At 59.5% G+C, this 25,305-nt stretch carries 21 protein-coding genes and 1 pseudogene; 8 read left to right on the top strand and 14 right to left on the bottom strand.

Translation table 11 applies throughout. The features are described from left to right. Positions 1-2: 2 nt before the first annotated feature. The 4 genes from PQR62_RS24910 (at position 3) to PQR62_RS24895 (ending at position 6,611) form a co-directional block, all read left to right on the top strand. Entirely contained in the window at positions 3-2,504 is a 2,502-nt protein-coding gene (locus PQR62_RS24910) for a fimbria/pilus outer membrane usher protein (protein WP_408160772.1), read from the top strand. Further along, positions 2,482-3,111, top strand: a complete 630-nt coding sequence (locus PQR62_RS24905) for a DUF1120 domain-containing protein (protein WP_408160771.1) — start codon at positions 2,482-2,484, stop codon at positions 3,109-3,111. The genes PQR62_RS24910 and PQR62_RS24905 overlap by 23 nt, the downstream gene beginning before the upstream one ends. Positions 3,112-3,748: 637 nt before the next feature. Further along, positions 3,749-5,194, top strand: coding sequence for a DUF1800 domain-containing protein (locus PQR62_RS24900; protein WP_408160805.1), 1,446 nt, complete (start codon positions 3,749-3,751; stop codon positions 5,192-5,194). Between the two features lie 94 nt (positions 5,195-5,288). Continuing rightward, positions 5,289-6,611 carry a DUF1501 domain-containing protein gene (locus PQR62_RS24895; RefSeq protein WP_408160770.1) on the top strand — a complete coding sequence of 441 codons (1,323 nt, stop codon included), beginning with the start codon at positions 5,289-5,291 and terminating at the stop codon, positions 6,609-6,611. Between the two features lie 86 nt (positions 6,612-6,697). Here the strand turns inward: PQR62_RS24895 and iscX are convergent, their stop codons facing one another. The 10 genes from iscX to iscR all read right to left on the bottom strand — a co-directional run bounded on the left by iscX (position 6,698) and on the right by iscR (position 13,899). Then, positions 6,698-6,892, bottom strand: a complete 195-nt coding sequence (iscX, locus tag PQR62_RS24890; RefSeq protein WP_408160769.1) for a Fe-S cluster assembly protein IscX — start codon at positions 6,890-6,892, stop codon at positions 6,698-6,700. An 8-nt stretch (positions 6,893-6,900) separates the two neighbouring features. After that, on the bottom strand, positions 6,901-7,407 hold the full coding sequence (locus PQR62_RS24885; protein WP_408160768.1) for a hypothetical protein: 507 nt from the start codon (positions 7,405-7,407) through the stop codon (positions 6,901-6,903). 64 nt (positions 7,408-7,471) lie between these two features. After that, complete coding sequence (gene fdx / locus PQR62_RS24880; RefSeq protein ID WP_408160767.1) at positions 7,472-7,810, bottom strand: ISC system 2Fe-2S type ferredoxin; 339 nt, start codon at positions 7,808-7,810, stop codon at positions 7,472-7,474. Positions 7,811-7,827: 17 nt separating this feature from the next. Further along, a complete protein-coding gene (gene hscA / locus PQR62_RS24875; RefSeq protein ID WP_408160766.1) occupies positions 7,828-9,693 on the bottom strand; it encodes a Fe-S protein assembly chaperone HscA in 1,866 nt (621 codons plus the stop codon). Positions 9,694-9,721: 28 nt separating this feature from the next. After that, the gene (locus tag PQR62_RS24870; protein WP_408160765.1) at positions 9,722-10,345 is read right to left on the bottom strand and encodes a LysE family translocator; all 624 of its coding nucleotides are present in this window, start codon (positions 10,343-10,345) and stop codon (positions 9,722-9,724) included. 141 nt (positions 10,346-10,486) lie between these two features. Further along, a complete protein-coding gene (gene hscB, locus PQR62_RS24865) occupies positions 10,487-11,002 on the bottom strand; it encodes a Fe-S protein assembly co-chaperone HscB (protein WP_408160764.1) in 516 nt (171 codons plus the stop codon). Positions 11,003-11,149: 147 nt separating this feature from the next. Next, positions 11,150-11,473: an iron-sulfur cluster assembly protein IscA gene (iscA, locus tag PQR62_RS24860; RefSeq protein WP_408160763.1), complete on the bottom strand. Its 324-nt coding sequence runs from the start codon at positions 11,471-11,473 to the stop codon at positions 11,150-11,152. A gap of 173 nt (positions 11,474-11,646) precedes the next feature. Further along, positions 11,647-12,051 carry a Fe-S cluster assembly scaffold IscU gene (iscU, locus tag PQR62_RS24855; RefSeq protein ID WP_408160762.1) on the bottom strand — a complete coding sequence of 135 codons (405 nt, stop codon included), beginning with the start codon at positions 12,049-12,051 and terminating at the stop codon, positions 11,647-11,649. 79 nt (positions 12,052-12,130) lie between these two features. Beyond that, positions 12,131-13,384, bottom strand: a complete 1,254-nt coding sequence (locus PQR62_RS24850; RefSeq protein ID WP_408160761.1) for an IscS subfamily cysteine desulfurase — start codon at positions 13,382-13,384, stop codon at positions 12,131-12,133. A 17-nt stretch (positions 13,385-13,401) separates the two neighbouring features. Continuing rightward, a complete protein-coding gene (gene iscR, locus PQR62_RS24845; RefSeq protein ID WP_408160760.1) occupies positions 13,402-13,899 on the bottom strand; it encodes a Fe-S cluster assembly transcriptional regulator IscR in 498 nt (165 codons plus the stop codon). 401 nt (positions 13,900-14,300) lie between these two features. On the opposite strand from iscR, the gene PQR62_RS24840 reads away from it, so the two are divergent. From PQR62_RS24840 to PQR62_RS24830, 3 genes are all read left to right on the top strand, one after another. After that, positions 14,301-15,077, top strand: coding sequence for a FadR/GntR family transcriptional regulator (locus tag PQR62_RS24840; RefSeq protein WP_408160759.1), 777 nt, complete (start codon positions 14,301-14,303; stop codon positions 15,075-15,077). A gap of 124 nt (positions 15,078-15,201) precedes the next feature. Then, positions 15,202-16,116, top strand: coding sequence for a 5-dehydro-4-deoxyglucarate dehydratase (gene kdgD, locus PQR62_RS24835; RefSeq protein WP_408160758.1), 915 nt, complete (start codon positions 15,202-15,204; stop codon positions 16,114-16,116). A gap of 219 nt (positions 16,117-16,335) precedes the next feature. Further along, on the top strand, positions 16,336-17,772 hold the full coding sequence (locus PQR62_RS24830) for an aldehyde dehydrogenase family protein (RefSeq protein WP_408160757.1): 1,437 nt from the start codon (positions 16,336-16,338) through the stop codon (positions 17,770-17,772). A 116-nt stretch (positions 17,773-17,888) separates the two neighbouring features. On the opposite strand, the gene PQR62_RS24825 is transcribed toward PQR62_RS24830, so the two are convergent. The 4 genes from PQR62_RS24825 to PQR62_RS24810 all read right to left on the bottom strand — a co-directional run bounded on the left by PQR62_RS24825 (position 17,889) and on the right by PQR62_RS24810 (position 24,268). Further along, entirely contained in the window at positions 17,889-19,673 is a 1,785-nt protein-coding gene (locus tag PQR62_RS24825) for a methyl-accepting chemotaxis protein (protein ID WP_408160756.1), read from the bottom strand. A gap of 269 nt (positions 19,674-19,942) precedes the next feature. Beyond that, positions 19,943-21,094 carry a lactonase family protein gene (locus PQR62_RS24820; protein ID WP_408160755.1) on the bottom strand — a complete coding sequence of 384 codons (1,152 nt, stop codon included), beginning with the start codon at positions 21,092-21,094 and terminating at the stop codon, positions 19,943-19,945. Between the two features lie 209 nt (positions 21,095-21,303). Beyond that, positions 21,304-22,875 carry a galactarate dehydratase gene (gene garD / locus PQR62_RS24815; protein WP_408160754.1) on the bottom strand — a complete coding sequence of 524 codons (1,572 nt, stop codon included), beginning with the start codon at positions 22,873-22,875 and terminating at the stop codon, positions 21,304-21,306. 118 nt (positions 22,876-22,993) lie between these two features. After that, positions 22,994-24,268: an MFS transporter gene (locus PQR62_RS24810; RefSeq protein WP_408160804.1), complete on the bottom strand. Its 1,275-nt coding sequence runs from the start codon at positions 24,266-24,268 to the stop codon at positions 22,994-22,996. A gap of 760 nt (positions 24,269-25,028) precedes the next feature. Here PQR62_RS24810 and PQR62_RS24805 point away from each other — a divergent pair. Beyond that, positions 25,029-25,305 (top strand): annotated as a pseudogene (locus tag PQR62_RS24805) (hypothetical protein); the annotation flags it as partial.

Here is a 25,305-nt window from a genome sequence, read left to right as displayed (position 1 = left end):
GCATGCTGTTGCCACTGCCAGGAGCGGCACAGACCGACAAGGTATCTCCCGCTGCGGCCGCTGCCGCAAAGCCGGCCGCGCCGGGCAACGCCGGCTTCGACCTGGACATGCTGCGCGAACGCGGCATCGATCCGCAGCTCGCCGAATACTTCAAGGAAGCGCCGCGTTTCCGCCCCGGGGTGACGGTCATCACGCTGTTCGTCAACGGCGCCAAGCGCGGCCGCATCGATGCGCGTTTCAACGACAAGGGCGAGCTGTGCTTCGACAAGAATGTGCTCGACAAAGGCGGCCTCAGGATTCCCGACAGAACCATGGGATCGACCTCGGCCACGGCAGTCCCCGGCAGCCTGCCGACGCCGGTCTGCTACGACTACAAGGCCAGTTATCCGCAGACCGCCATCGAACTGCGGCCCGGCAAGGAGGAAGTGGCGCTGATCGTGCCGACCTCAGGTCTGCGTCCCAACGAGGGTGATTTTTCGGGCTACAGCAGCGGCGGCAAGGCGGCCATTCTCAATTACGACATTCTGGCCGCACGCAGTCAGTTCAGCAGCACCAGCAGCGATTTCCTCAGCGCCAATCTGGAACTGGGTTTCAATCTGCAAGACTGGATCGTGCGCACGCGCGAGATGTATTCGGCGCAGGACAACACGTCCCAGCGTCAGCACCTGTACGCTTATGCGCAAAGAACGCTGATGGACTACAAATCCATCCTGCAAGGCGGCCAGATCAATATCGCCAGCTCTGCCTTCGCCAGCGGGCCGGTGACCGGCGTGCAGATTCTGCCGGAAGCCGCACTCACCGACACCGGCCGCAACAATGTGATGGTGGAAGGCATCGCCCAGTCGCAGGCGCGCGTGGAAGTGCGTCAGGTCGGCGCCATGATTTACACCGCCGTGGTGCCGCCCGGCCCCTTCGCGTTGACCGATCTGCCGCTGCTTAATGCCACCAGCGATCTGGAAGTCACCGTGATCGAAGCCAATGGCGCGCAACGCCGCTTCATCGTGCCGGCTGCTTCGCTGCATAGCGGCACGCTGGGCAATCAGCGCGGCTATTCCTTCGCGCTGGGCAAGTTGCGCAGCCTCGGCAACAGCACCGGCCGCCAGCCCTGGCTGGCAACCGCCACCGGCGGCTGGCCTTTGACCAAGCAAACCAATGTTAGCGCCGGGCTGATGGCGGCAACTTCATATCAGGCCGCCAGCTGGGGCTTCGATACGCGTCTGTTCGACACCAATCTGAGCCTGCAACAACGCATGTCCAATGCCGCGCGCGAAGGCGAACGCGGCACGCAGATATTGGTCTCGTCCAGCAGCATTCTGAGCAGCAGTCTTTCGCTCAGTCTGTCCGGCACGCAGCAGACACTCGGCTATCGCGACCTGATGGATACCACCATCGATCTGCAAGGCCAGCCGGACTGGGCGCAGACGCGCTATCGCGGCCAATACACAGCCTCGCTGGGATGGGCGCGCGACTGGCTGGGTGGCGTCAACGTTTCGTATTCGCGCTCGGTGCAATTCACCAGCGCCAGCACCCAGCGCGTGATCGGCGCCTGGGGCAAGACCTACGATTTCGGCACCGTCAATTTCAATCTCGAACATGAAATGGGCGGCGGCACGCGCAATGGCGTCAGCGCCAATACCTTTTATCTGACGCTCAGCATTCCGCTCGGCAAGCGCAGCGTGCGCAGCTATATCAACAACAGCAGCGGCTACAACCGCCTGGGCGCTTCGGTCAACGAGCAGCTCAACGACTACGTCAACTACACCGTCTCGGCGGAACGCAATACGCAATCCAGGGAAACCGATCTGTCGACGCAGGTTGCGGTGCTGCCGCGCTACGCGCAGGTCAATCTCGGCTACTCGCGCTACGGCTCGGGCAGCACCGCGTATAACGGCGGCATTCGCGGCGGCATGGTGCTGCATGAACAGGGCCTGACGCTGTCGCCGTATCCGGTACAGGATACCTTCGGCGTGCTCAAGGTGGGCGATGTGTCGGGAATCAAGGTTAGCACGCCCTATGGCCCGGTCTGGACCGATCTGTGGGGTCAGGCGGTGATCTCGCAGATGCCGGCCTACGTCAGCAGCCGGGTCGAGATCACCACCAAGAGCCTGCCGCGCAATGTGGATATCAAGAACGGTTTCAAGGTCGTCGATCCCGGCCGCGGTTCGGTCAACTACGTCAACTTCGAGGTCATCAGGGTGCGTCGCATTCTGCTCAATGCCAAGGGCCCTGACCAGCAGGTTCTGCCCAAGGGCGCATTCGTGCTCGATGCCGACAACCAGTTCGTCACCACGGTGGTGGACGACGGCCAGATCTTCCTGATCAACGGCATTCCCGGGTCTCAATTGCATGTGCAGATGCCGGACGGAAAAAATTGCAGTCTGCAATACAAGATCGCAGACAAACCCGATCCCGACATGTTCTTCGAAAGCACCGAAGCGATCTGCCGTCCGGATCTGCAAGCCAGGAAACCAGGAGTCAGCTATGTACCATCTGCCCCAACTTGACCGGATCGCCACGCACATCCGCGCGCTGCATTCAACGCGCCGGCCCGGCCTGTGCGCCGGCAGCGCTGCCCTGCTGTTCGCGCTGGCCGGCGCAGTCGACACCGCCTATGCGGCCGACGGTAACTGCACACTGCAGCTCAGCAATCCTGTAGTCGACTATGGCGCAGTCACGCGCGCCGAGCTGATGAAGAAACAAATCTCGCCGCTGCTGATGACGCTCGGCAAACAAACGGCCACGCTGACCGCCACCTGTCGCCAACCGGTGCAGATGACCATTTTCTTCCGGGGACCGGCGGTCGACGCCGGCAGCTATCGCTTCGGCAATGCCGGCAGTTTCACGCTGTATCTCTCGAATGCGCAGATGGATGGCAAGGCGGTGGGTCTGGGCTCGGTCATCAGCGCCGGCCAGGTGCCGGAAAACACCGGCAACAGCAGCGCCCTGCCGCCGAACACGGGCGCCACACCCATCGTCAACGACCGCCCGATCAAAGGCACTTCGTTTTCGGTGCAGGTGGATATCGAAGCGCGGGTGGCCGTGACCGGCAGCCGCATCAGCGATCAGACCGTCTGGCGCGGCAACGGCAATTTCGAAATGATTGAAAACTGAGCCGTGCAACGCCGCCGCTTCAGGCTGCCGCCGATACACCGCGGATCGCCATTTCTGTCAGCTTATTGCACCTGCCCGTCTTTCAACATGTCGGCCAGCCGGCGGATGGCAGCTTTCCTGAAACTTCCCGGCGCACTCTCGTTTGTAACGTACTGTGTAATGTCGCGCGAGAAAGGCGGAGGCGAGCTCTTTCCGGCCTGCAGCAGATTTATTTCTCTGCTCTGACGTCCTTTTGCAGCCTGACTTTCGCGCCCCCTGCATGGTCAATGCAGACACCAACATCCCAAAATTGTCGTGTGCTTGAGACAGCATTCTTTTTACACTTTATTACAGCAAACGCTGCTGGCCTTAACCATACTGAAATCAATAATATTTCTAAAAAATTCCAAAAGATTTTTAGATCTGCTTTTTTCAGAATGTGTCTCCTCCACGCCGATCAAATAGCCTCGCGCCATGCCGGATTTACAGTCAGGCAAGAGTAAAGAACATCGGGACAGGCAATAGAAACATGTCAGCTCAAACGCTCATGACCATCATGAAGACCCTGCAGACAAGCAAACACAGCATGCCGGCCAGCGCTCATTCACGCGGATTGCTGCTCGCCACCCTGGCCGTGCTTGCCTTGCATGCGCTGCCCATGCAGGCGCAGGCACAAGCGCTCGATGAGCAGGAAAAATCCTTGCATGTCCTCAATCGTCTGGCCTACGGTCCGCGCCCTGGCGATCTGCAGCAGGTTGAGAACATGGGTGTGAAGCGCTATATCGAACAGCAACTCAATCCGGATCGCATCGCCATGCCGCCCGATCTGCAGGCGCGGCTGGATTCGTTGCCGGCCTATGGCATGAGCACGACGCAACTGTTCAACGACTATGGCCCGCCCTCCTTCGATAAAGATGGAACGAAGGAAGAGAAGCAGGCGGCGCGGCAGCGTGCGGCGGCCGAACTGACGCCGCAATTTCACAAGGAGCGGCTATGGCTGGCCACCGAAAGTCCGCGCCAGCTGCAAGAGGTGATGACGGAATTCTGGCTCAATCATTTCAATGTCTTCGAAGGCAAGGAATGGGTGCGCTACTGGGTCGGCGATTACGAAAAAAATGCCATCCGGCCTTATGCGCTCGGCAATTTCCGCACGCTGCTGGGTGCCGTCGCGCATCATCCGGCCATGCTGTATTACCTCGACAACTGGCTCAGCAGCGGCGCCAATACTCCGGGCGCCAAAGGCCGCTTCAAGGGGCTCAACGAAAACTATGCACGCGAGTTGATGGAGCTGCATACGCTGGGCGTCGATGGCGGTTACCAGCAGGCCGACGTGATTGCTCTGGCGCGCATTCTGAGCGGCTGGACCATCGATGTGCAGGCGATGAAAGGCGGTGCCGCGCCCTTCAGTTTCAATCCGCAACGGCATGACAACACCCCCAAGACTTTCCTCGGCCGCGATCTGCAGGCGCGTGGTTATCAGGAGGGCGAAACAGCGCTGGACCTGCTAGCCAGCAATCCGGCCACTGCCCGTTTCATCTCGACCAAACTGGTGCAGTACTTTGTCTCGGATCAGCCCGATCCGGTGCTGGTGCAAAAATTGTCGCAGGAATTTCTGAGCAGCCATGGCAACATCAAGGCCGTGCTGCGGGTGCTGTTCGACAGCCAGCAGTTCTGGTCGCGCAGCAATTATCAGACGCAGTTCAAGACGCCCTATCAGTTCGTGATTTCATCGCTGCGCGCCAGCGCCACGCCGGTGATCAACCAAAAATCGGTCAACGGCTCGCTGGGGCAGTTCGGCATGCCGCTATACGGCTGGCTGACGCCTGAGGGCTACAAGTATTCGCAAGAGGCCTGGCTGAATTCGGATGCGCTGCTGCGCCGTATCAATTTTGCCGGCGCGCTTGCCACCGGCAAATCGCCGATCTCCCGCAAAGAGAACGCGCCGACACCCTCTACTGCAGATGCGCCGCCGGTCGATCCGCAACAGTTGCTGCAAACATTGGGCCCGGCCATCGCGCCGGAGGTCGCAGCCAAAGTCGCGGCAGCACCACCCAATCTGCAAGCGGGCCTGATACTCGGCAGCCCGTCCTTCATGAGACGCTGAGCGGATGTATCCAGACGACTATCCATCATGAATCATCAGTCATCAATGACCATTCATTCATCGCCATGAGCGCGACCAACCTACAGGATCAAGTATGAACCGTCGTGAATTTATCCGTTATGCGGGCCTCGCCGGCAGCGGCGCGGTGCTGGTGCCGATCGGTCTGAGCGGCTGTGCCGTGGTCTCGCCCGGCACCAGGAACGCGGCACAGACTGGCGCCGGCGGCACGCACCCGCTGGCCTACGGTTCGCCGAAATCGCGCCCGCATGCCAACGGCGATGACGCGCCGCGCATGGTGGTGGTATTCATGCGCGGCGCGGTGGATGGCCTCAGCGTGGTGGTGCCGCATGGCGACCAGGAATACTATCGCGCGCGCCCCACGATTGCGGTGGCGCGCCCGGGCCAGCCCAATGGCGCCATCGACCTCACCGGCTATTTCGGTCTGCATCCGGCCTTGCGCCCGCTGATGCCTTATTGGGACGGCGGCCAGCTGGCCTTCGTGCATGCCTCCGGCTCGCCGGACGGTTCGCGCTCGCACTTCGAAGCGCAGGATTACATGGAAACCGGCACGCCCGGTCAGCACAACACGCGCGACGGCTGGATGAACCGGCTGCAGGGCAATCTGCCGCACTCCGAATCTCCGCTGCAGGCGCTTGCGCTGGGCGACGCCACACCGCGCATCATGAGCGGCAAGCAAGCCATCGCCAACATGCCGACCGGCCGGGTACCGTCCAGACTCAGCATGATCGACCAGCCCCGCGTAAATCAACTCTTCAGCACGCTCTACGCCGGCAACGATGCCTTGTCCACCGCGTATCGCGACGGCCTCGCCGCGCGCAAGGAGCTCATGAGCGAAATCAACAGTCAGGAACAGCAGATGGCGAATAACGGCGCGCCGTTGCCCAACGGACTGGCGATAGACACCGCGCGACTGGGACGTCTGATGCGCAACGATCCGCGCATCCGCCTGAGCTTTCTGGCGGTGGGCGGCTGGGATACCCACATCAACCAGGGCAACGGCGCGGGACAGCTGGCGGGACGCCTGGCATCCTTGGCCACGGGGCTGGCGACGCTGGCGCAGGAACTGGGACCGGCCTTCAATGACACCGTGGTCGTGGTGGTGTCGGAATTCGGCCGCACCTTCCGCGAAAACGGCAACGGCGGCACCGATCACGGCCACGGCAACGCCATGTGGCTGATGGGCGGCAATCTGCGCGGCGGCAAAATCTACGGGCAATGGCCGGGCCTGAACCAGAGCGCGCTCAACGAAGGCCGGGATCTTGCCATCACCACCGACTTCCGCAGCGTGCTGTCGGTGCTGGCGGAAAAACACATGCGGATACCCGATCAGGCGCTGCAGGAGATCTTTCCGCAATATGCGGCGCGCGCCAGCGGCATGCCGAATTTCTTCGTCTGACGCGGCCGCAGAAATGAAAATGCCGTTCAGCTCTCAACTGAACGGCATTTTTATTGTGGCGAGCTTGCGGCCTTGTCCTGCTCGGATTACTCCGCCTCTTCTATCCACGCCCCCTGAATCGCTTCCAGAATCTTTTCTCCGGAACGATTGGCATCGTCGTCAAAACCGTCCAGCTCCATCACCCAGCGATGCAGGTCGGTGAAACGGATCGTCTTGGGATCAATGTCGGGAAACTTGTCGTTGAGTTCTTCAGCGATGCGCTGCGTGTCGGTCCATTTCATGGTCGGTCTCACTTATATTCAAAATTGTTCTTGATCAGACGCTGCCAGCGGCGCTGCCGCCAGCGATAGAAGCCTTGCGCAAACAGCCAGATGAACGGCGTCCAGATGCCGGCGTGCAGCTTCAGCGTATCGGTGTAAGTACAGTGCGCTGTCGCGCCAATGGTGTTGAGGCCAGGACGAGCACGGGGTACGCTGCGAATGGCAATGCCGTGATCCCAGACCTTGATCATGCGGCTGTAGCCGTTGTCGCGCAGACGATAAACCGGGCCTTGCGGCGTCTCTTCACTGGCGCCGCTGGTGCGGATGGTCTGCGTGCCGAACGGCAGCCATCCGAACAGGCGCAAACGCACCGGATACACGCCGCCATCCTGCCATTGCGCCGGCAAGCCGGCCGGCGCCAGCGGTGAAAAATATACCAGCGGCTGTGCGATGTGCTGCATCAGCGTCGGCTTCATCACCTCTTGCAAGGCGCGTTCTGCGCTACAAGCCAGCGTGCATGAAATCTTCAGGTCCATGATGTCACCTAGGGCCGGGTGTGGATGAAGGCTGCGGCGCCAGGTTTACCGACGCGGCCAAAGATCAGTGATTTTCGCTGGCGTGATTGATCGTGTACTTCGGAATTTCCACCACCAGATCGTCTTCGCCCAGCACAACCTGACAGGACAGGCGCGAATGCGCTTCCAGGCCCCAGGCCATATCGAGCAAGTCTTCTTCCTTGTCGGTCGGGTCGCCCAGCGTATTGAAACCTTCACGGATCACAACGTGGCAAGTGGTGCAGGCACAGGACTTTTCGCAAGCGTGTTCGATATCGACGTCGTTGCCGAGCATGGCGTCGCACAAGGTCGTGCCGGCCGGTGCGTCAATGACCGAACCTTCGGGACACAGCACGGGATGAGGGAGAATTACGATTTGAGGCATGGTTGACCCTTGATTGATTACGATACTTCGTCCAGCTTTTTACCGGCCAGCGCGGCATGCACGCTGCGATCCATACGGCGCGCAGCGAACTCTTCAGTGCCATGTGCCAGCGCATCGACCGCCGCCTTGATGGCCTGATGGTCGTCGCCACCGGCCTTGTCCTTGAGCGCTTCGATCAGCTGCACGATCTCGATCCGTTCTTGCTCGGACAGCAAGGCGCTGTCGGCATCCAGCGCCGATTGCGTGGCCAGCACGATGCGCTGCGCTTCGACCTGCTCCTCTCTGAGCGCGCGACGCAGCATGTCGTCGTCGGCCGACTGGAAGGATTCCTGCAGCATGCGCGCGATCTCGTCATCGGCCAGACCGTAGGACGGCTTGACGCTGATCGAGGCTTCCACGCCCGAATTCAATTCACGCGCCGACACCGCCAGCAAGCCGTCGGCATCGACCTGATAAGTGACGCGAATACGCGCCGCGCCGGCCGCCATCGGCGGAATGCCGCGCAGCTCGAAACGCGCCAGCGAACGGCAGTCGCTCACCAGTTCGCGTTCGCCCTGCACCACGTGGATGGCCATCGCGGTCTGACCATCCTTGAAGGTGGTGAACTCCTGCGCACGCGCACAGGGAATGGTGGAATTGCGCGGGATCACTTTTTCCGCCAGACCGCCCATGGTTTCGATGCACAGCGACAGCGGAATGACATCCAGCAGCAGCCAGTCGTCACCCGGCGCGCGGTTGCCGGCCAGCAGATTGGCCTGCACGGCGGCGCCCAGCGCCACCACTTTATCCGGATCGATATTGGACAGCGGATTGGTCTTGAAGAACTCGCCGACCGCCTTGCGGATGGTCGGCATGCGGGTCGAACCGCCCACCAGCACCACACCGTCGACATCGTCGATACTCAGACCGGCGTCGCGCAGGGCCTTGCGGGTCGGCGTCATGGTCTTGTTGACCAGATGCTGAGTCATGGCAGCAAGCTCGTCCGCACTCAGGGAGAGATGGACTTCTTCGCCCGACTTCAGCACCGCATCGACCTGAGTTTCGGACTTGGTCGACAGCAGCTCCTTGATCTCGCGCGCCTTGACCAGCAGCAGACGGGTGTCTTCATCGGATAGCGGCGCCAGTTGCGCCTGCTCGCTGATCCAGCAGAACAGACGGTGATCGAAGTCATCGCCGCCGAGCGAGGAATCGCCGCCGGTCGCCAGCACTTCAAACACGCCCTTGCTCAGCTTGAGGATGGAAATGTCGAAGGTGCCGCCGCCCAGATCGTAGACCGCAAACACGCCTTCCGAACCATTGTCGAGGCCGTAGGCGATGGCCGCCGCAGTCGGCTCATTGAGCAGGCGCAGCACATTGAGGCCGGCCAGTTGCGCGGCATCCTTGGTGGCCTGGCGCTGTGCATCGTCGAAATACGCCGGCACCGTGATCACGGCGCCGACCAGATCGTCGCCCAGCGCATCTTCGGCGGTCTGGCGCAAGGTGGCCAGAATCTGCGCCGAGATTTCGACCGGGCTCTTGACCCCGGCAACCGTCTTCAGTTGCACCATGCCCGGCGCATCCTGAAAATCGTAAGGCATGTTTTCGGCGTGCGCGATATCTTTCAGCCCGCGCCCCATGAAGCGCTTGACCGAAACGATGGTGTTGCGTGGGTCGGAAGTCTGCGCTGCCTGTGCCTTGTAGCCGATGTTGGCGTTGCCGTTCGGCAGATAGCGCACAACCGATGGCAGCAGCACGCGGCCCTCGTCGTCGCTCAGCACTTCGGGAATGCTGTTGCGCACGGTGGCGACCAGCGAATTGGTGGTGCCGAGATCGATGCCGATTGCCAGACGCCGCTGGTGCGGCGCAGTCGACATGCCGGGTTCGGAAATTTGAAGTAAGGCCATAGGATGATTCTGTTCGGATTCTGCCAGTTCAGTCAGGCAAGGCGATACGAATGCCCAGACCGATGAAGGCGCAGCCCGCAAGGCGGTTCAGTTGCACGGAAGCAGAAGCGCGACGCCGGAAATAGGCGCCGACGATGCCGGAGAAAAAAGCGATGGCACTGAAGATAGCCAGTGCCTGCACAATGAAAATCGCGGCCAGCAACAGCATCTGCGCAGGCACGTGGCCCGCTTCCGGATGGATGAATTGCGGCAGAAAGGCGATGAAAAACAAGGTGACTTTGGGATTCAGAATATTGGCGATCACGCTTTGCCAGTAGATGGTGCGCAGTGGAATCTGCGGTGCGTCGCCGTCAACATTCATGCTCAGCGTCGAGGCAGCGGAACGCAGGGTGCGGATGCCGAGATAGACCAGATACGCCGCGCCGGCATATTGCAGGGCGTGATACGCCGGCGGATAAGCCTTGATGACTGCGGCAAAGCCGCATACCGCCAGCGTCGTGTGAAACAGCAGGCCGGAGGCGAAACCGCAAGCAGCAACCAGCCCGGCTTTTCGACCCTGCGCGATGCCGCGCGTCAGCACATAGATATTGTCCGGACCTGGGGCCAGGGTCAATGTCATTGCAGCCAGCAAAAAGAGGAAGACGTCGGGCATGTCGGTTCAGGTCGCGGTGGAATTCAGTGAACGTGCTTGGATTAAGTGCTTGAATTGTAGGTGCGACTTGTGGATCGCTTGAACATGTCGTGCAGATTTGCGATTTACCGTACTCAGCTCTGTCCGGTTTGCTGACTTAACTCAACCTTCGATCAGACTGAAAACGGAATCGATCTCTTCGCCGAATTTTTCCAGAAACATCAGTTGCCGCACCAGCTGCGCCGCCTGCGTGAAATCGTCCGCATCCAGCAGGACTTCAATCCGCGCCACCTCCGCCTTACGGGCCTGCTTCAGTTCCTCGTGCAGGGTTTCCAGAGCCGTCAGATCCTTGCCGGCACGTGCATCATCCAGGGTTTCGCGCCACTCCATCTGCTGCATCAGAAAACCCGGCGCCATCGACGTATTCGATTCAGTCTGCAGATCAACGCCATTCAGCTCGCACAGATAACGCGCGCGCTTGAGCGGGTTCTTGAGAGTCTGATAGGCCTCGTTGGCGCGCGTCGCCCATTGCATCGCCACTCGCTTCTCGGCATCGCCCGCGTGGGCAAACTTGTCCGGATGCGCCTGATTCTGCACACCGTGGTAGGCCGACTCCAGGGCTTTTAGGTCGACTGCAAAACGCTGCGGCAGATGGAACAGGGCGAAGTGATTTTGCATAAGTTCAAAAAATAAAAAGCCTGTCGGACTTCAACAGGCTTGGCAAAACTGGAGACCGGCAATCAGGAGTGGATCATGGCCAAAGAACGTCTGAGGCTATCGCTGATTATCTGGCTAAGCACTGAATATAAGGGAACGCTGCGAAGCTCAGATGCGGAAGCTTTCGCCGCAGCCGCATTCGTCCTTCATGTTCGGATTCTGGAACTTGAAGCCTTCGTTCAGGCCTTCGCGCGCGAAATCGAGTTCGGTGCCATCAATATAAGGCAGGCTTTTCGGATCAACATATACGCGAATGCCGCGCGACTCGAAGACCTGATCTTCAGCGACTTCTTCGTCCACATATTCCAGCTTGTACGCCAGACCGGAACAGCCGGTGGTACGCACGCCCAGACGCAGGCCTATGCCTTTGCCGCGCCGTTCCATGTAGCGACTGATATGTTTCGCAGCTTTTTCTGTCAGTGTGATTGCCATGATGCCTGCCTTTTTTGCTTGCCTGGCGAAACCCGCCGGGATGATCTTCAATGCCGATATTGCCCTGGCCCACGAAAAATCAAGCGGATTTCGCTACTGCCAGCCTTGCTGCTCAACCCGACCACTACGTCGGGCAAAGCCTCTTAGCTTGTTACGGTGTCGCATTCAGCCGATCAGGCGGCGACCTTTTGCTCGGTCGTGCCGTGCTTGGACTTGTAGTCCTGAATCGCGGCTTTGATCGCATCTTCAGCCAGAATCGAACAGTGAATCTTGACCGGCGGCAGCGCCAGTTCTTCTGCGATCTGTGTGTTCTTGATGGACAGCGCCTGATCGAGCGTCTTGCCCTTGACCCATTCGGTGACCAGCGACGACGAAGCAATCGCCGAGCCGCAGCCGTAGGTCTTGAATTTTGCATCGAGAATCACGCCGTCGGCGCCGACCTTGATCTGCAACTTCATCACGTCGCCGCACGCCGGCGCGCCTACCATACCAGTGCCTACGGTTTCGTCGCCCTTTTCGAAGGCGCCGACATTACGTGGGTTTTCGTAGTGGTCGAGTACTTTTTCCGAGTAAGACATTTTGATACTCCTTGAGGATTTGTTCCGCTGCCATCGCCGCTTAACTTAAAACGTCGCGACCGCTGCAGCGCGCGTTATTTTAATGTGCTGCCCACTGAATCGTGCTGATGTCGATGCCGTCTTTGTACATGTCCCACAGCGGCGACAGTTCGCGCAGCTTGCCGACCTTGCTCTTGATCAGATTGATGGTGAAGTCGACATCTTCTTCAGTCGTGAAACGGCCGATGGTAAAACGAATCGAGCTGTGCGCCAGTTCGTCGCTGCGGCCCAGCGCGCGCAGAACATATGACGGCTCCAGGCTGGCCGAGGTGCAAGCCGAGCCTGACGACACCGCGATGTCCTTGATCGCCATGATCAGCGACTCGCCTTCAACGTAGTTGAAGCTGACGTTAAGGTTATGCGGTACACGGTGATCCATGTCGCCGTTGATATAGGTTTCTTCGACTTCCTGCAGGCCCTTGGCCAGACGATCGCGCATGGCGCGGATCTGCGCCAGTTCAGTATCCATCTCTTCACGGGCGATGCGGAAAGCTTCGCCCATGCCGACGATCTGATGCGTCGCCAGCGTGCCGGAACGCAAACCGCGCTCGTGACCGCCGCCGTGAATCTGCGCTTCGATACGCACACGCGGTTTGCGACGCACGTACAAGGCGCCGATACCCTTCGGGCCGTAAGTCTTGTGCGCCGAGAAACTCATCAGATCGACCTTCCAGTTTTCCAGATCGATCTTGACCTTGCCGGTTGCCTGCGCAGCGTCGGAGTGGAAAATGATGCCCTTCTGACGACAGAATTCGCCGATTTCAGGAATAGGCTGGATCACGCCGATTTCATTGTTGACCAGCATGACCGAAATCAGGATGGTGTCCGGGCGCACGGCTTCGGCAATCTGCTCGACGGTCACCAGACCATTGTCTTGCGGTTGCAGATAAGTCGCTTCGAAGCCTTGACGCTCCAGTTCGCGGAAAGTATCCAGCACAGCCTTGTGCTCGGTCTTTACCGTGATGATGTGCTTGCCCTTGGTCTTGTAGAACTGCGCTGCACCCTTGATCGCCAGGTTGTTGCTTTCGGTGGCGCCGGAAGTCCAGATGATCTCGCGCGAATCGGCGTTGACCAGCTTGGCGACTTCTTCACGCGCATCTTCAACCGCCTTCTCGGCCGACCAGCCATACATGTGGCTGCGCGATGCCGGATTACCGAATTGCTCGCGCAGGTAAGGAATCATCTTGTCGGCCACGCGCGGATCAACCGGCGTGGTTGCCGAGTAGTCCATGTAGATCGGGAAATGCGGTGCCTTCAGGGTATCCAACAGGCTTTTTTCCAGTGGTGCATTCATAATCTTCAAAACTCCAATCAAGCCGCTGCGTGAGGGCGGTGCATTACAACCACGCTTTGTTTGTCAGTCAGACGATGCTCCTGCCCCTGCTCCTTGTGGTGCTGCTGATCCACCAGATCCTGCAGCGAAACGGAGTCAAGGTACTCGACCATCTTTTCATTCAGGGTCGACCACAGGTCGTGCGTCATACAGCGCGTTCCGCCCGGATGCGAGGCGCTGTGGCAATTTTCCTTGCCGCCGCACTGAGTTGCATCCATGGGTTCGTCCACTGCGATGATGATGTCCGCCACCGACACGTCCTGAGCCTTGCGCGCGAGGTTGTAACCGCCCCCCGGACCACGTACTGACTCGACGATCTGATGACGTCGCAATTTGCCGAACAACTGCTCCAGATATGATAAAGAAATTTCCTGGCGCTCGCTGATCGCGGACAAAGTCACAGGCCCGTTGCCTTGGCGCAAGGCCAAGTCAATCATCGCTGTCACGGCAAACCGACCTTTGGTAGTTAATCGCATGAAATTCCTGCTCCAGAAACAAGTTGAATACCGGCTCCCTGAATTCCCGAATATTTGAGTCAAGTATATCAAACCTGAGTAAATCTGTCAGGTACTGATTAAATCGGAAATCTCGCAGCCGCAATCGCCCTGTCCTGCCGCGCTACAAAAGAATCCACTGCCGCTGAGCAGGCCAGGCTCAGCACGCGTGAATACCTCGCCAGAAAGTCGGCTCCGCCTGATTTAAAGGCCTGCCGCGTCGATCATCAGAAAGCGATCTGATAAGATGTCACATCACCGCAACACCTTCTTCGCCATTGCCTATGCCAGCGCGTGCAGTGTCATCAGGCATTGACCAGCAAATTCCGGCAAATTGACGATGAAGTCGATGCTGCAACCGCCATTACGACAAGTACAAAATTATGACCGTCAGCGATTCTCCCAGCCCATTGATCCGCCCACGCCGCAAGGCCCAGAGCCTGTCGCAGGAGGTGGTCGCCGCGATTTCCGAGATGATTGCCAAGGGCCAAATCAAGCCGGGCGACAAACTGCCGACCGAATCCGAGATCATGCAATCGCAAGGCGTCAGCCGCACCGTCGTGCGCGAAGCCATTTCGCGGCTGCAGGCAGCCGGTCAGGTCGAAACCCGCCACGGCATCGGCACTTTTGTGCTGGAAGCAAAAAAGGGATCGAACATCAACATCGATCCGGCCACCATCACCACCATGAAGGATTTGCTCGCCCTGCTTGAATTGCGGATCAGCCTGGAAACAGAAACTGCCGGTCTGGCAGCGGCGCGCCGTACCGACGCTCAGCTCAAGGAAATCCGGCTGGCGCTGGATGCCTTCAAAGATAATCTGGCCAAGGGCGGCGACACCGTCGGCCCCGACTTCCGCTTCCACTTCCAGATTGCCAACGCCACCGGCAATCGCTATTTCATCGAGATTCTGAGCCACCTCGGCGCCGGTGTGATTCCGCGCAAGCGTCTGAACACGGCTGAACTGGCGCGCGATCCGCAAGCCAGCTATCTCGACCGCGTGCAACGCGAACACGAAGACATCTACGAAGCCATTGCCCGTGGCGACAGCGAAGCGGCACGCGCCGCCATGCGCAATCACCTCACCAACAGCCGCGAACGCCTGCGCCGGGCGCAAATCGAGGCCGAAGCAGGCGCTTCCGCGCAAACCCCACAAAAATAAAGCCGGCATTAAAAAATGCTGGCATTCTCAAAATCCATGTTGTACGATGACTGATATCTTAAAACGATAAATAAGAAGACCAAGAGATTTTCATCCAATTCCTTTTACATTGAGTTGACACGTCATGTACACACCACAAGATCTGAAGCACATCCTCTCCTCCGGCTTGCTGTCGTTCCCGCTGACCGACTTCGACGAGCAAGGCGAATTCCGCCCCAAGACCTACATCGAGCGCCTGGAATGGCTGGCCCCTTACGGCGCCAGCGCGCTGTTCGCAGCCGGCGGCACCGGTGAATTCTTCTCGCTGGTGCCGGGCGAATATTCAGATGTGATCCGCACTGCGGTGGAAACCTGCCGTGGCAAGGTGCCTATCATCGCCGGCGCCGGCGGCCCGACCCGCACTGCCATCGCTTACGCGCAAGAAGCCGAGCGCCTCGGCGCACACGGCATTCTGCTGATGCCGCATTACCTGACCGAAGCCAGCCAGGACGGTATCGCCGCTCACGTTGAAGCCGTCTGCAAATCGGTCAAGTTCGGCGTCATCATTTACAACCGCGCGGTCTGCAAGCTGGATGCCGATACCCTGCTGAAGCTGGCTGATCGCTGCCCTAACCTGATCGGCTTCAAGGATGGCGTCGGCGAGATCGAGCCGATGGTGAAAATCCGCCGTCGTCTGGGCGACCGCTTCACCTACCTCGGCGGCCTGCCGACTGCCGAAGTCTACGCTGCGGCCTATAAGGCGCTGGGCGTACCGGTTTACTCCTCGGCCGTGTTCAACTTCATTCCCAAGACTGCGATGGACTTCTACCACGCGATCGCCAAGGACGACCACGAAACCGTCGGCCGCCTGATCGACGACTTCTTCCTGCCTTACCTGGAAATCCGCAACCGCAAGGCCGGCTATGCCGTCTCCATCGTCAAGGCCGGCGCCCGCGTGGTTGGCCACGATGCAGGTCCGGTACGCACACCGCTGACCAACTGCACCGAAGCCGAGCACGAAGAACTGGCCGCGCTGATCAAGAAGCTCGGCCCGCAATAAGCATTTCAGGGCCACTCTCCGGATCACGGGAATCATCAGAGAGATCACCCCTGCAAACCGGCCGCATCCTGCGCGGCCGGTTTTTTCATTTTTGCAGCAGCTGCCAATCAGTAACCGCGACAACGACCAGACCGGCATCAGGCTTATGCACCATCGAAATTCAAACCTGAACAGGCTAGCCGGCCATCCCCATATTCCACTTCGTTAAGGAGATCACTCATGACGCAATTTGCAAACTACATCAACGGCGAATGGCTGCAAGGCGCCGCCGTCACGCGCAATATCAATCCCTCCGATCTGAGCGATCTGGTCGGCGAATATGCACAGGCGGATGCCAAGCAGGCCGACATCGCCATCTCGGCTGCGCATCAGGCCTTTCCGGCCTGGAGCACCGGCAGCATTCAGGCCCGTTCGGATGCGCTGGACAAGATCGGCAACGAGATCCTGGCGCGCAAGGAAGAACTGGGTCAGCTGCTGTCGCGCGAAGAAGGCAAGACGCTGCCGGAAGGCATAGGCGAAGCCGCGCGCGCCGGCAACATCTTTAAATTCTTTGCGGCTGAAGTGCTGCGCATTCAGGGCCAGAAACTGGCCTCGGTGCGCCCCGGCATGGATGTGGAAATCACGCGCGAACCGCTGGGCGTGATCGGCATCATCGCGCCCTGGAATTTCCCGCTCGCGATTCCGGCGTGGAAGATTGCGCCGGCGCTGGCCTACGGCAACACCGTAGTCTTCAAGCCGGCGGATCTGGTGCCCGGCAGCGGCTGGGCGATTGCTGAAATCATCAGCCGCTCGGGCATTCCGTCCGGCGTATTCAATCTGGTGATGGGCCGTGGATCGGTGGTCGGCCAGCGCTTCATCGAAGATCGTCGCGTCAGCGGCATCTCCTTTACCGGCTCGGTCGCCACCGGCAATCGTGTGGCGCAAGGCTGCATCACGCGCATGGCAAAGTTCCAGCTGGAAATGGGCGGCAAGAATCCGATGGTGGTGCTCAATGACGCCGATCTGAATGTGGCTGTCAGCGCCGCAGTACAAGGTGCGTTTTTCTCGACCGGCCAACGCTGCACCGCCTCCAGCCGCATCATCGTTGAAAAGGGAATCTACCCGCGCTTCATCGAGGCAGCTCGCGCGCAACTGGAAGCCGTGCGCGTCGGCCACGCGCTGCAGAAGGAAAGCCAGATCGGCCCGGTGGTCGATCAGTCGCAGCTCGATCAGAACCAGTCGTATGTCGCCATCGGTAAGGACGAAGGTGCCAAGCTGGTGATCGGCGGCGAACGTCTGCAGCGCGACACCGAAGGCTTCTACATGGCGCCGGCGCTGTTCGCGGACTGCAACAACGACATGCGCATCTCGCGTGAAGAAATCTTCGGCCCGGTCGCCGCCGTCATCCCGGCCGACAATTACGAGCATGCGCTGCAACTGGCGAACGATACCGAGTTCGGTCTTTCGTCCGGCATCTGCACTACCTCGCTGAAGTACGCCACCCACTTCAAGCGTCACGCGCAAGCCGGCATGGTGATGGTCAACACCGCCACTGCCGGCGTCGATTACCACGTACCCTTCGGCGGCCGTAAAGGCTCCAGCTACGGCGCGCGCGAGCAAGGCGCTTATGCAGCGGAGTTCTACACCACGGTCAAGACGGCTTATACGGCGGCGTAATAATCCGGATCGGTTTCGGTTTTCTATAAGCAATAAAAAAGCCGGCATCAGCCGGCCATCGCAAGACGTGGCGCGGAAGTCTGACTTCCGCGCCTTTTTTATGGCGGCTCAGCGCCTCAGAACTCTTCCCAATCCTGCCCTTCGTCCTTGGCGCGGCTGCTGGCCGGCGCCGTGCTGCGCGCAGCAGGCGATGCCAGCTTAGGCGCGTCGCCAGACGCCCTGGCAGGCTGTGCGGTCGCAGCTGCGACCGGTTTCTTGACGGCGGTACGCACCGGGGCCGCTGGCTTGAATGCGGCGCCGGAAGCGGTGCCGGCAGCACTGTTCGTACCGTTCGCCGCCACGCTCTGCGTCGCATCGATCTTGAAGATACTGACCGCACCGACCAGATTGGTGGCCTGCGACTGCAGCGATTGCGCCGCCGCAGCGGCCTGCTCCACCAGCGCCGCATTCTGCTGCGTCACTTCATCCATCTGCGTAATCGCCTGATTGACCTGCTCGATGCCGCTGCTCTGTTCACGACTGGCTTCGGCGATTTCGCCGACGATGTCGGTCACGCGCTTTACGCTGTCGACCACATCGCTCATGGTCATGCCGGCTTCGCCTACCAGCTTGCTGCCGGCATCGACTTTTTCGACCGAGTCGGCGATCAGCTCCTTGATTTCCTTGGCGGCGCTGGCGCTGCGTTGCGCAAGGCTGCGCACTTCCGAGGCCACCACTGCAAAACCTCGGCCCTGCTCACCGGCGCGGGCCGCTTCCACTGCGGCATTCAAGGCGAGGATGTTGGTCTGGAAGGCAATGCCGTCGATCACGCTGATGATGTCCACGATCTTGCGCGAAGAGGTATTGATGGCATCCATGGTATCGACTACCTGCGCCACCACCGCGCCGCCCTTGATCGCGACAGTCGATGCCGAATGCGCCAGCTGGTTGGCCTGCATCGCGTTCTCGGCGTTCTGCTTGACGGTGCCGGTAAGCTGCTCCATCGAGGCCGCGGTTTCTTCCAGCGAACTGGCCTGCTGTTCGGTGCGTGAGGACAGATCCATGTTGCCGGCCGCAATTTCCCTGGCATTGGTATCGATGCTGTCAGAGCTGCTGCGCACCTGCGACACGGTATTCAGCAGACTTTGCTGCATGCTGCGAATCGCCAGAAAGAGCTTGCCGATTTCATTGCTGTTCTTGACCTTGACGGTGGCGGTGAGATCGCCGCTGGCCACCTGATTCAGAAATTCCACCGCGCGGTTGAGCGGCTTGATGACGATATTGTTGAGAATAGCCTGGACCCCGATCACCATCAGCAGCGCCACGGCAAGACCGATGCCGACCATCCATATCACCAGCTTGTATTCAGTCTGACGCTTTTCCACCGCATCATCGTTGAGCTGCATCGCCAACTTCTGGTACTTGTCCAGCGCGGCACTGAAACGCTGTCCGCCGACCGTAATATCCTTGCCGTTGATCGTGGAATAGGCGGCGGTATCGCCGCCCTTGAGCGCATCGGATGATCGCTTGAGCGCATCCGACAATTGCTTGACCGATTCGATCAGCTCGATCTTGACCGCCTCGTCCTGGCCGTCCAAGGCCGGCAAGGCCGCGAACTCATTCATTTGCTTCAGCGTGCGGTCATACGTGGTCTGCGCGCTGGCCAGGGCCGAATCGCGCACCTTCTCGTCGTTCTGCTCTTTGAGCGCGCTGTAGGCGCGCGTCAGCGCGGCGCGCGTACGCGTAGTGTCCTTGTAGGCATCGTTGATGAGCAAGGTCCGCTCGGTGATCTCGTGCACAAAAGTGGTCGAGTCATTCGCCCGCCCCAGTGCAAAGATGCCAACCGCTGCACCCACCACAATCATGCTGGAAAACAATACCAGCGCCGCCGTCAATGTAAAGCGAACAGTGACATTCCGCATTCCCGATCTCCGCTCAATTTAATTCATGTTGTAACCAGATGGCCTGAAGCCCGTCTGCCAGACTCTGTGACTGGAAACGGTCTTCTCCCCCGGGCGGATTGTCGTATAAAAAAATAGCGGGTTCGCTATCCCAGATCAAACAAACCGCATCTCCCGCCGGCGCCTGATCATGATCAAAAGACATTTTAATTCTCGATGCGAGGCGCCCCGAGGGCCTGCAAGACAGGCCGACGAGCGAAAGTATGCCGCGTCGCCGGCCGAATCAATCCTCACGGAAGATCGATGATTTCGACCCAATTCGGGTTCTTGCCGAGGGTATAGCGATACAAGACTGACAACATGCCGTTGTCGGGATTGATGGCGTAGCTGGTAAGTGCATTCGATTTCTGCCCCACGGCCAGCAGATATTTGCCCTGCGGATCGATGTTGAAACCGCGCGGCTGGGTTTCGGTCGGGTTATTGAAAATGCGAGTAAGGCGGCCGCTGGCGGCATCGACCCGATAACCGCTGAGGGTGCTGGAAGTGCGTTCGCTGACGTACAGGAAGCGGCCGTCCGGCGTCAGATGCAGGTCGGCGGTCGCCAGTTGTTCGCTGCTGCGGAAGTCATCCGGCAAGGCCGAATCGGTCGCCAGCAGCTTGAACGTGCCCCGGGCGGCGTCGTACTCGTAGGTGTTGACGGTGCCGTCCAGCTCATTGGTCGAATAGACAAAACGACGGTCGCGCGCGAACACAAAGTGACGCGGTCCGGCGCCGGCCTTGGTCGACACTGACGGCGGATCATTGGGCGTGAGTTTGCCGGTAGCAACATCAAATCGATATTGCAGAATCACATCGCTGCCCAGATTGGAAGCAAACACGTAAGCATTGGCCGGATCGCTGCCGATGGCATGCGCATTCTTGCCGGTCGGAATCACCGACAAGGGCGGCGTCTGCACCGTGCCGTCGGCGCCGATCGCATTCACTGAAATCTTGTGGCCAGTGTAGGAAGCGGCAAACAGATAGCGTCCGGTTTTATCGGTCGCCAGATTGGCCATGTTGTCCGCCAGCGGCACTGTGGATAGCATCTTCAGCTTGCCGCTGACCGCGTCGATGGCGTAGCTGGCCACCGAGAACGGTTGCGCGCGTAGCGAGGCATACAGAAATTTACGGTCCGGGCTGATCGCCAAAGGCATCACCGTACTGCCGGTGGCGACCTTGTCCAGCAGGCCGAGACTGCCGTCCTGCATGTTGAGTTGCAGGACATAAATATCCTGGCTATCGGCATTCGAGACATAGGCGACGGTGCCGGCCTGTGCGCCGGCGCCGGCCAGCAGACCGCTTGCAACTGCAGCCGCAATGGCCAGACGCTTCAGGGGCGACGATGAAATTGCAGATGCGGATGCAGATGAAACTGCGGATGAAATTGTTGTTGCAGCAGGCATGGTGTCTCCTTGGCGTTTATTTATGTTTTGCTTCCCCGTGCGAGCTCACCCTGCACCAATCGCGCCAGCGCATGAATTGCCCGTCTCTTTATCGATGAAGTTTGTGCGATGAAATCGTGACAGCGCGTCTGCAACAGATGGCCGGCACGCTGCAGGAGCCAGTCAGTGCTCAGGCAATCAGGCAATCAGGCAATCAGGCAATCAGGCAATCAGGTAATCGGCGCCGGATTGAACAAGGTCAGCGCATTGTGCAGCTTCCAGTGTTCCGCCCAGGTTTTCTTGCCGCTGGCGACGTCCAGCATGAGCTGAAACAACTCCCAGCCGACGTCTTCAATCGTGGCCTCGCCGCTGGCGATACGGCCGGCGTTGACGTCCATCAGATCGTGCCAGCGTCGCGCCAGCTCATTGCGCGTGGCGACCTTGATCACCGGCACCGCCGCCAGGCCATAAGGCGTGCCACGGCCGGTGGTGAAGATATGCAGATTCATGCCGGCGGCCAGTTGCAGCGTGCCGCAGACGAAATCGCTGGCCGGCGTGGCGGCATAGATCAGCCCCTTTTGCTTGAGCTTGTCGCCCGGCGACAGCACGCCCGAAATCGGGCTGCTGCCGGATTTGACGATCGAGCCCATGGCCTTTTCCACGATGTTGGCGAGACCGCCCTTCTTGTTGCCGGGCGTGGTGTTGGCGCTGCGGTCGACGCCGCCGTTGGTCAGGTATTTGTCGTACCAGTCCATCTCGCGGATCATGGCTTGCGCCACTTCTTCGTTGACCGCGCGCGAGGTCAGTTGATCGATGCCGTCGCGCACTTCAGTCACTTCGGAAAACATCACGCTGGCGCCGGCGCGCACCAGCAGATCGGTGGCAAAGCCGACCGCCGGATTGGCGGTGACGCCGGAGAAGGCATCGCTGCCGCCGCACTGCACGCCGACCACCAGATCGGCCGCCGGGCAGGTTTCGCGACGGCGCTTGTTCAGCTCTTGCAGACGCAGCTCGGCCATCTGCATGATGGAGTCAATCATGGAATTGAAGCCGACGTGTTCCGCATCCTGCAGGCAGACCACATAGGCGTCGCCTTCCTTGTGGATCGGGATCATGTTTTCCGGCAGCAGACGATTCGGCTGCAGTTTTTCGCAACCGAGACTGACCACCATGGCCTGGCCGCCGAAATTCGGGTTCAGGCTGATGTTGCGCAAGGTGCGGATCGGGATGTATGCATTCGGCGCATCGATGGCGACGCCGCAGCCGTAGGTATGTTCCAGCCCGACCACATCTTCCACATTGGGATACTTGGGCAGCAGCTCTTCGCGGATGCGCTTGACCGCATGCTCCACCACGCCGGCCACGCATTGCACGGTGGTGGTGATCGCCAGCAGATTGCGGGTGCCGACCGAACCGTCGGCATTACGAAAACCTTCGAAGGTATACCCCTCCAGCGCCGGCATCGGCGCCGGCTTGCGCGTGGCGATCGGCAGATTGTCGAGCTCGCGCGCCGGCGGCAAGGTCACCAGCGACTCTTCAATCCAGCTGCCCCTGGCGATATCGCGCACGGCGTAACCGATGGCGACGTCGTAGCGCACGATAGGCGCGCCCTGGGCGATATCGGTCAGCGCAATCTTGTGGCCTTGCGGCACACGATCGCGCAGCGTCAGGCCGTCGGCGAATACGGTGCCGGCCGGCAAGCCGCCTTCATTGACGACGATGGCGACATTGTCGGTGTCGTTCATCATGATGTAACGCGGTGCGTCTGCCTGGCGGGCGGCTGGGATTGTCTCGGTGCTCATGCTGATTCCAATACGGCTGAATACGGGTAAAGAAAACTGAAAATACGCTGAAAAATGAAACGCTCAATATCGCTGCAACAACGACGCCTGCGTCCCGGAAAGGACGCAGGCCACGGCATCAGTTGGCCGGCTTCAACTCAACGCGCTTGATTTCCTTGACGATGACAAGGTAGCTGATCACGGTGATCAGGGCATTGATGCCGACGAACACCAGCGCGCCGGAGAAAGAACCGGTTTCCTTCAGGATATAGCCGATCACGATAGGCGTGGTGATGCCCGCCACATTGCCGAACATGTTGAACAGGCCGCCGCTCAGACCGACGATTTCCTTCGGCGCGGTATCCGCCACCACGGCCCAGCCCAGCGCGCCGACACCCTTGCCGAAGAAAGCCAGCGCCATGATGCCGACTACCATCCACTGCGCATCGACGTAGTTGCACAGAATCATCGTCATCGACAGCAGCATGCCGCCGACGATAGGAATCTTGCGTGCCCAGGTGACGCTGAAACCGCGCTTGATCAGACGGTCGGAAATAATGCCGCCGACCACGCCGCCGATGAAACCGCAGATTGCCGGAATCGAGGCCACGATACCGGCCTTCAGGATCGACATGCCGCGCTCCTGCACCAGATATACCGGAAACCAGGTCAGGAAGAAGTAGGTGATCACATTGATGCAGTACTGGCCGATGTACACACCCAGCAGCATGCGGTTGCTCAGCAGTTGCTTGATGTAATTGTTCTTGGGCTTGGGGCCTGCGACCGCAGCCTTCTTGCTATCCATGTCGACCAGCCCGCCGCCGTCTTCGATGTGCTTGAGCTCGGACTGGCTGATCATCGGATGTTCCTTGGGGCTGTAGATGATCTTGCCCCAGATCAGCGCCAGCACGAGGCCGAACACACCCATCACGGTAAACACATGGTGCCAGCTGTAGGCATGCGTGATCCAGGCCATCAGCGGCGTGAACAGCACGGCCGCGAAATATTGTGCCGAATTGAAGATCGCCGAAGCGGTGCCGCGCTCCGCCGTCGGGAACCAGGCGGCGACGATGCGGCCGTTGGCCGGGAAGGAAGGAGATTCGGCCAGGCCGACCATGAAGCGCAGCATGAACAGGGTCACCACCGCTGCCGCCGTACTCATCCAGGTCACGCCGGCCTGCAGGATGGTGAACACCGACCACAGCGCGATGCTCAGCGCGTAGATCTTCTTGGAGCCGAACTTGTCGAGCAGCCAGCCGCCCGGCAATTGCGCCAGAACATAGGCCCAGCTAAAAGCGGAAAAAATGTAGCCCATGGTCACCGGATCCAGGCTCAGCTCCGATTTCATTGCCGAACCGGCGATCGACAGCGTGGCGCGGTCGGCGTAGTTGACCGTGGTCACCACAAACAGCATGAACAGAATCAGATAACGAATGTGGGTGGTCTGGCCCTTGCCGGCGGCTGCGGCGATATTGCTTGAACTCACTGAAATCTCCTGGCTTGATCTGCGGGCATCCATCCGCTTCGCCAACCTTGCATTCACTTGCCCTGCCATCTGGTCTGGAGGCAAAGCAGGAACACTGCACAAGGGCTGTCTCGGGATAGCTGTCGCTTTGTTTTTATTGGATTGACAAAATATTGATTGATAAAGTATCAATGGTTATAAGACGTCGTACAACATTGATCGGAGTATATCCAGCGTTTTTGGGATTTGCAAATAATCCTTTCAGCTTCCTGGATTTGTTTCCGCCTGAGCAATCAATCAGGCCAAGTTCCGCCTGTGTCCGCGTGCAGCCATCTGGCAAACCGGCTCATCCCCAGATCATCAAAATGAGCTTTTACGGGAATAAACGGAACGTGCAACGCTGCGAAACCGCGCACGAGTTGTATGACAATGTTTAAGGAATTCAAAAGTTCACCGGCTCAAAGCTTTTCAAAATGCGGGCCTGCGCTGGCAAGCATTCCTTACGTTCAATGATTGCTGGGAAGCGCCTTTGCTCCCCCGCGCCACCCAACCATAAAAGACAAAAACCCTACGGACTTCGATTTACCGATCAATCCCACGGGTGCTGTAATTGCCCTCCTCTTGCGACGCTCGTCGCACGCATGCAGAAAATCCACTCGCTGTCGGAACAGACGTTCAAGTTCGGCTTGAGCAATTCAAGGAAAAATCGATGAAGGCGCTCGATATCGCAGGCTCGCTGCTCACCAACTTTCGGCAAAGCTATCAACTCGAAATTCCCCGGGCCGGACTCACGGCAAACGCCTTCAGCGTGATCAGTTTCGAAGGGCATGAAACCCTGGGTGAACCCAGCCGCTTCGCCATCCGCCTGCATCATCCCGATCCGGATCTGACGCGACTCGACTATCTGAACGTGCCTGCAGTGTTTTCCATCCAGCCGCACGGCGTGTCCCCACCCGCAGATGTCGCGGCGATGGCGGGTCTGAATG

It is taken from the genome of Herbaspirillum lusitanum, from assembly GCF_046025995.1.
GTDB classification, from domain to species: domain Bacteria; phylum Pseudomonadota; class Gammaproteobacteria; order Burkholderiales; family Burkholderiaceae_D; genus Herbaspirillum; species Herbaspirillum lusitanum_A.
This window is presented reverse-complemented; position numbering and strand designations above follow the sequence as displayed.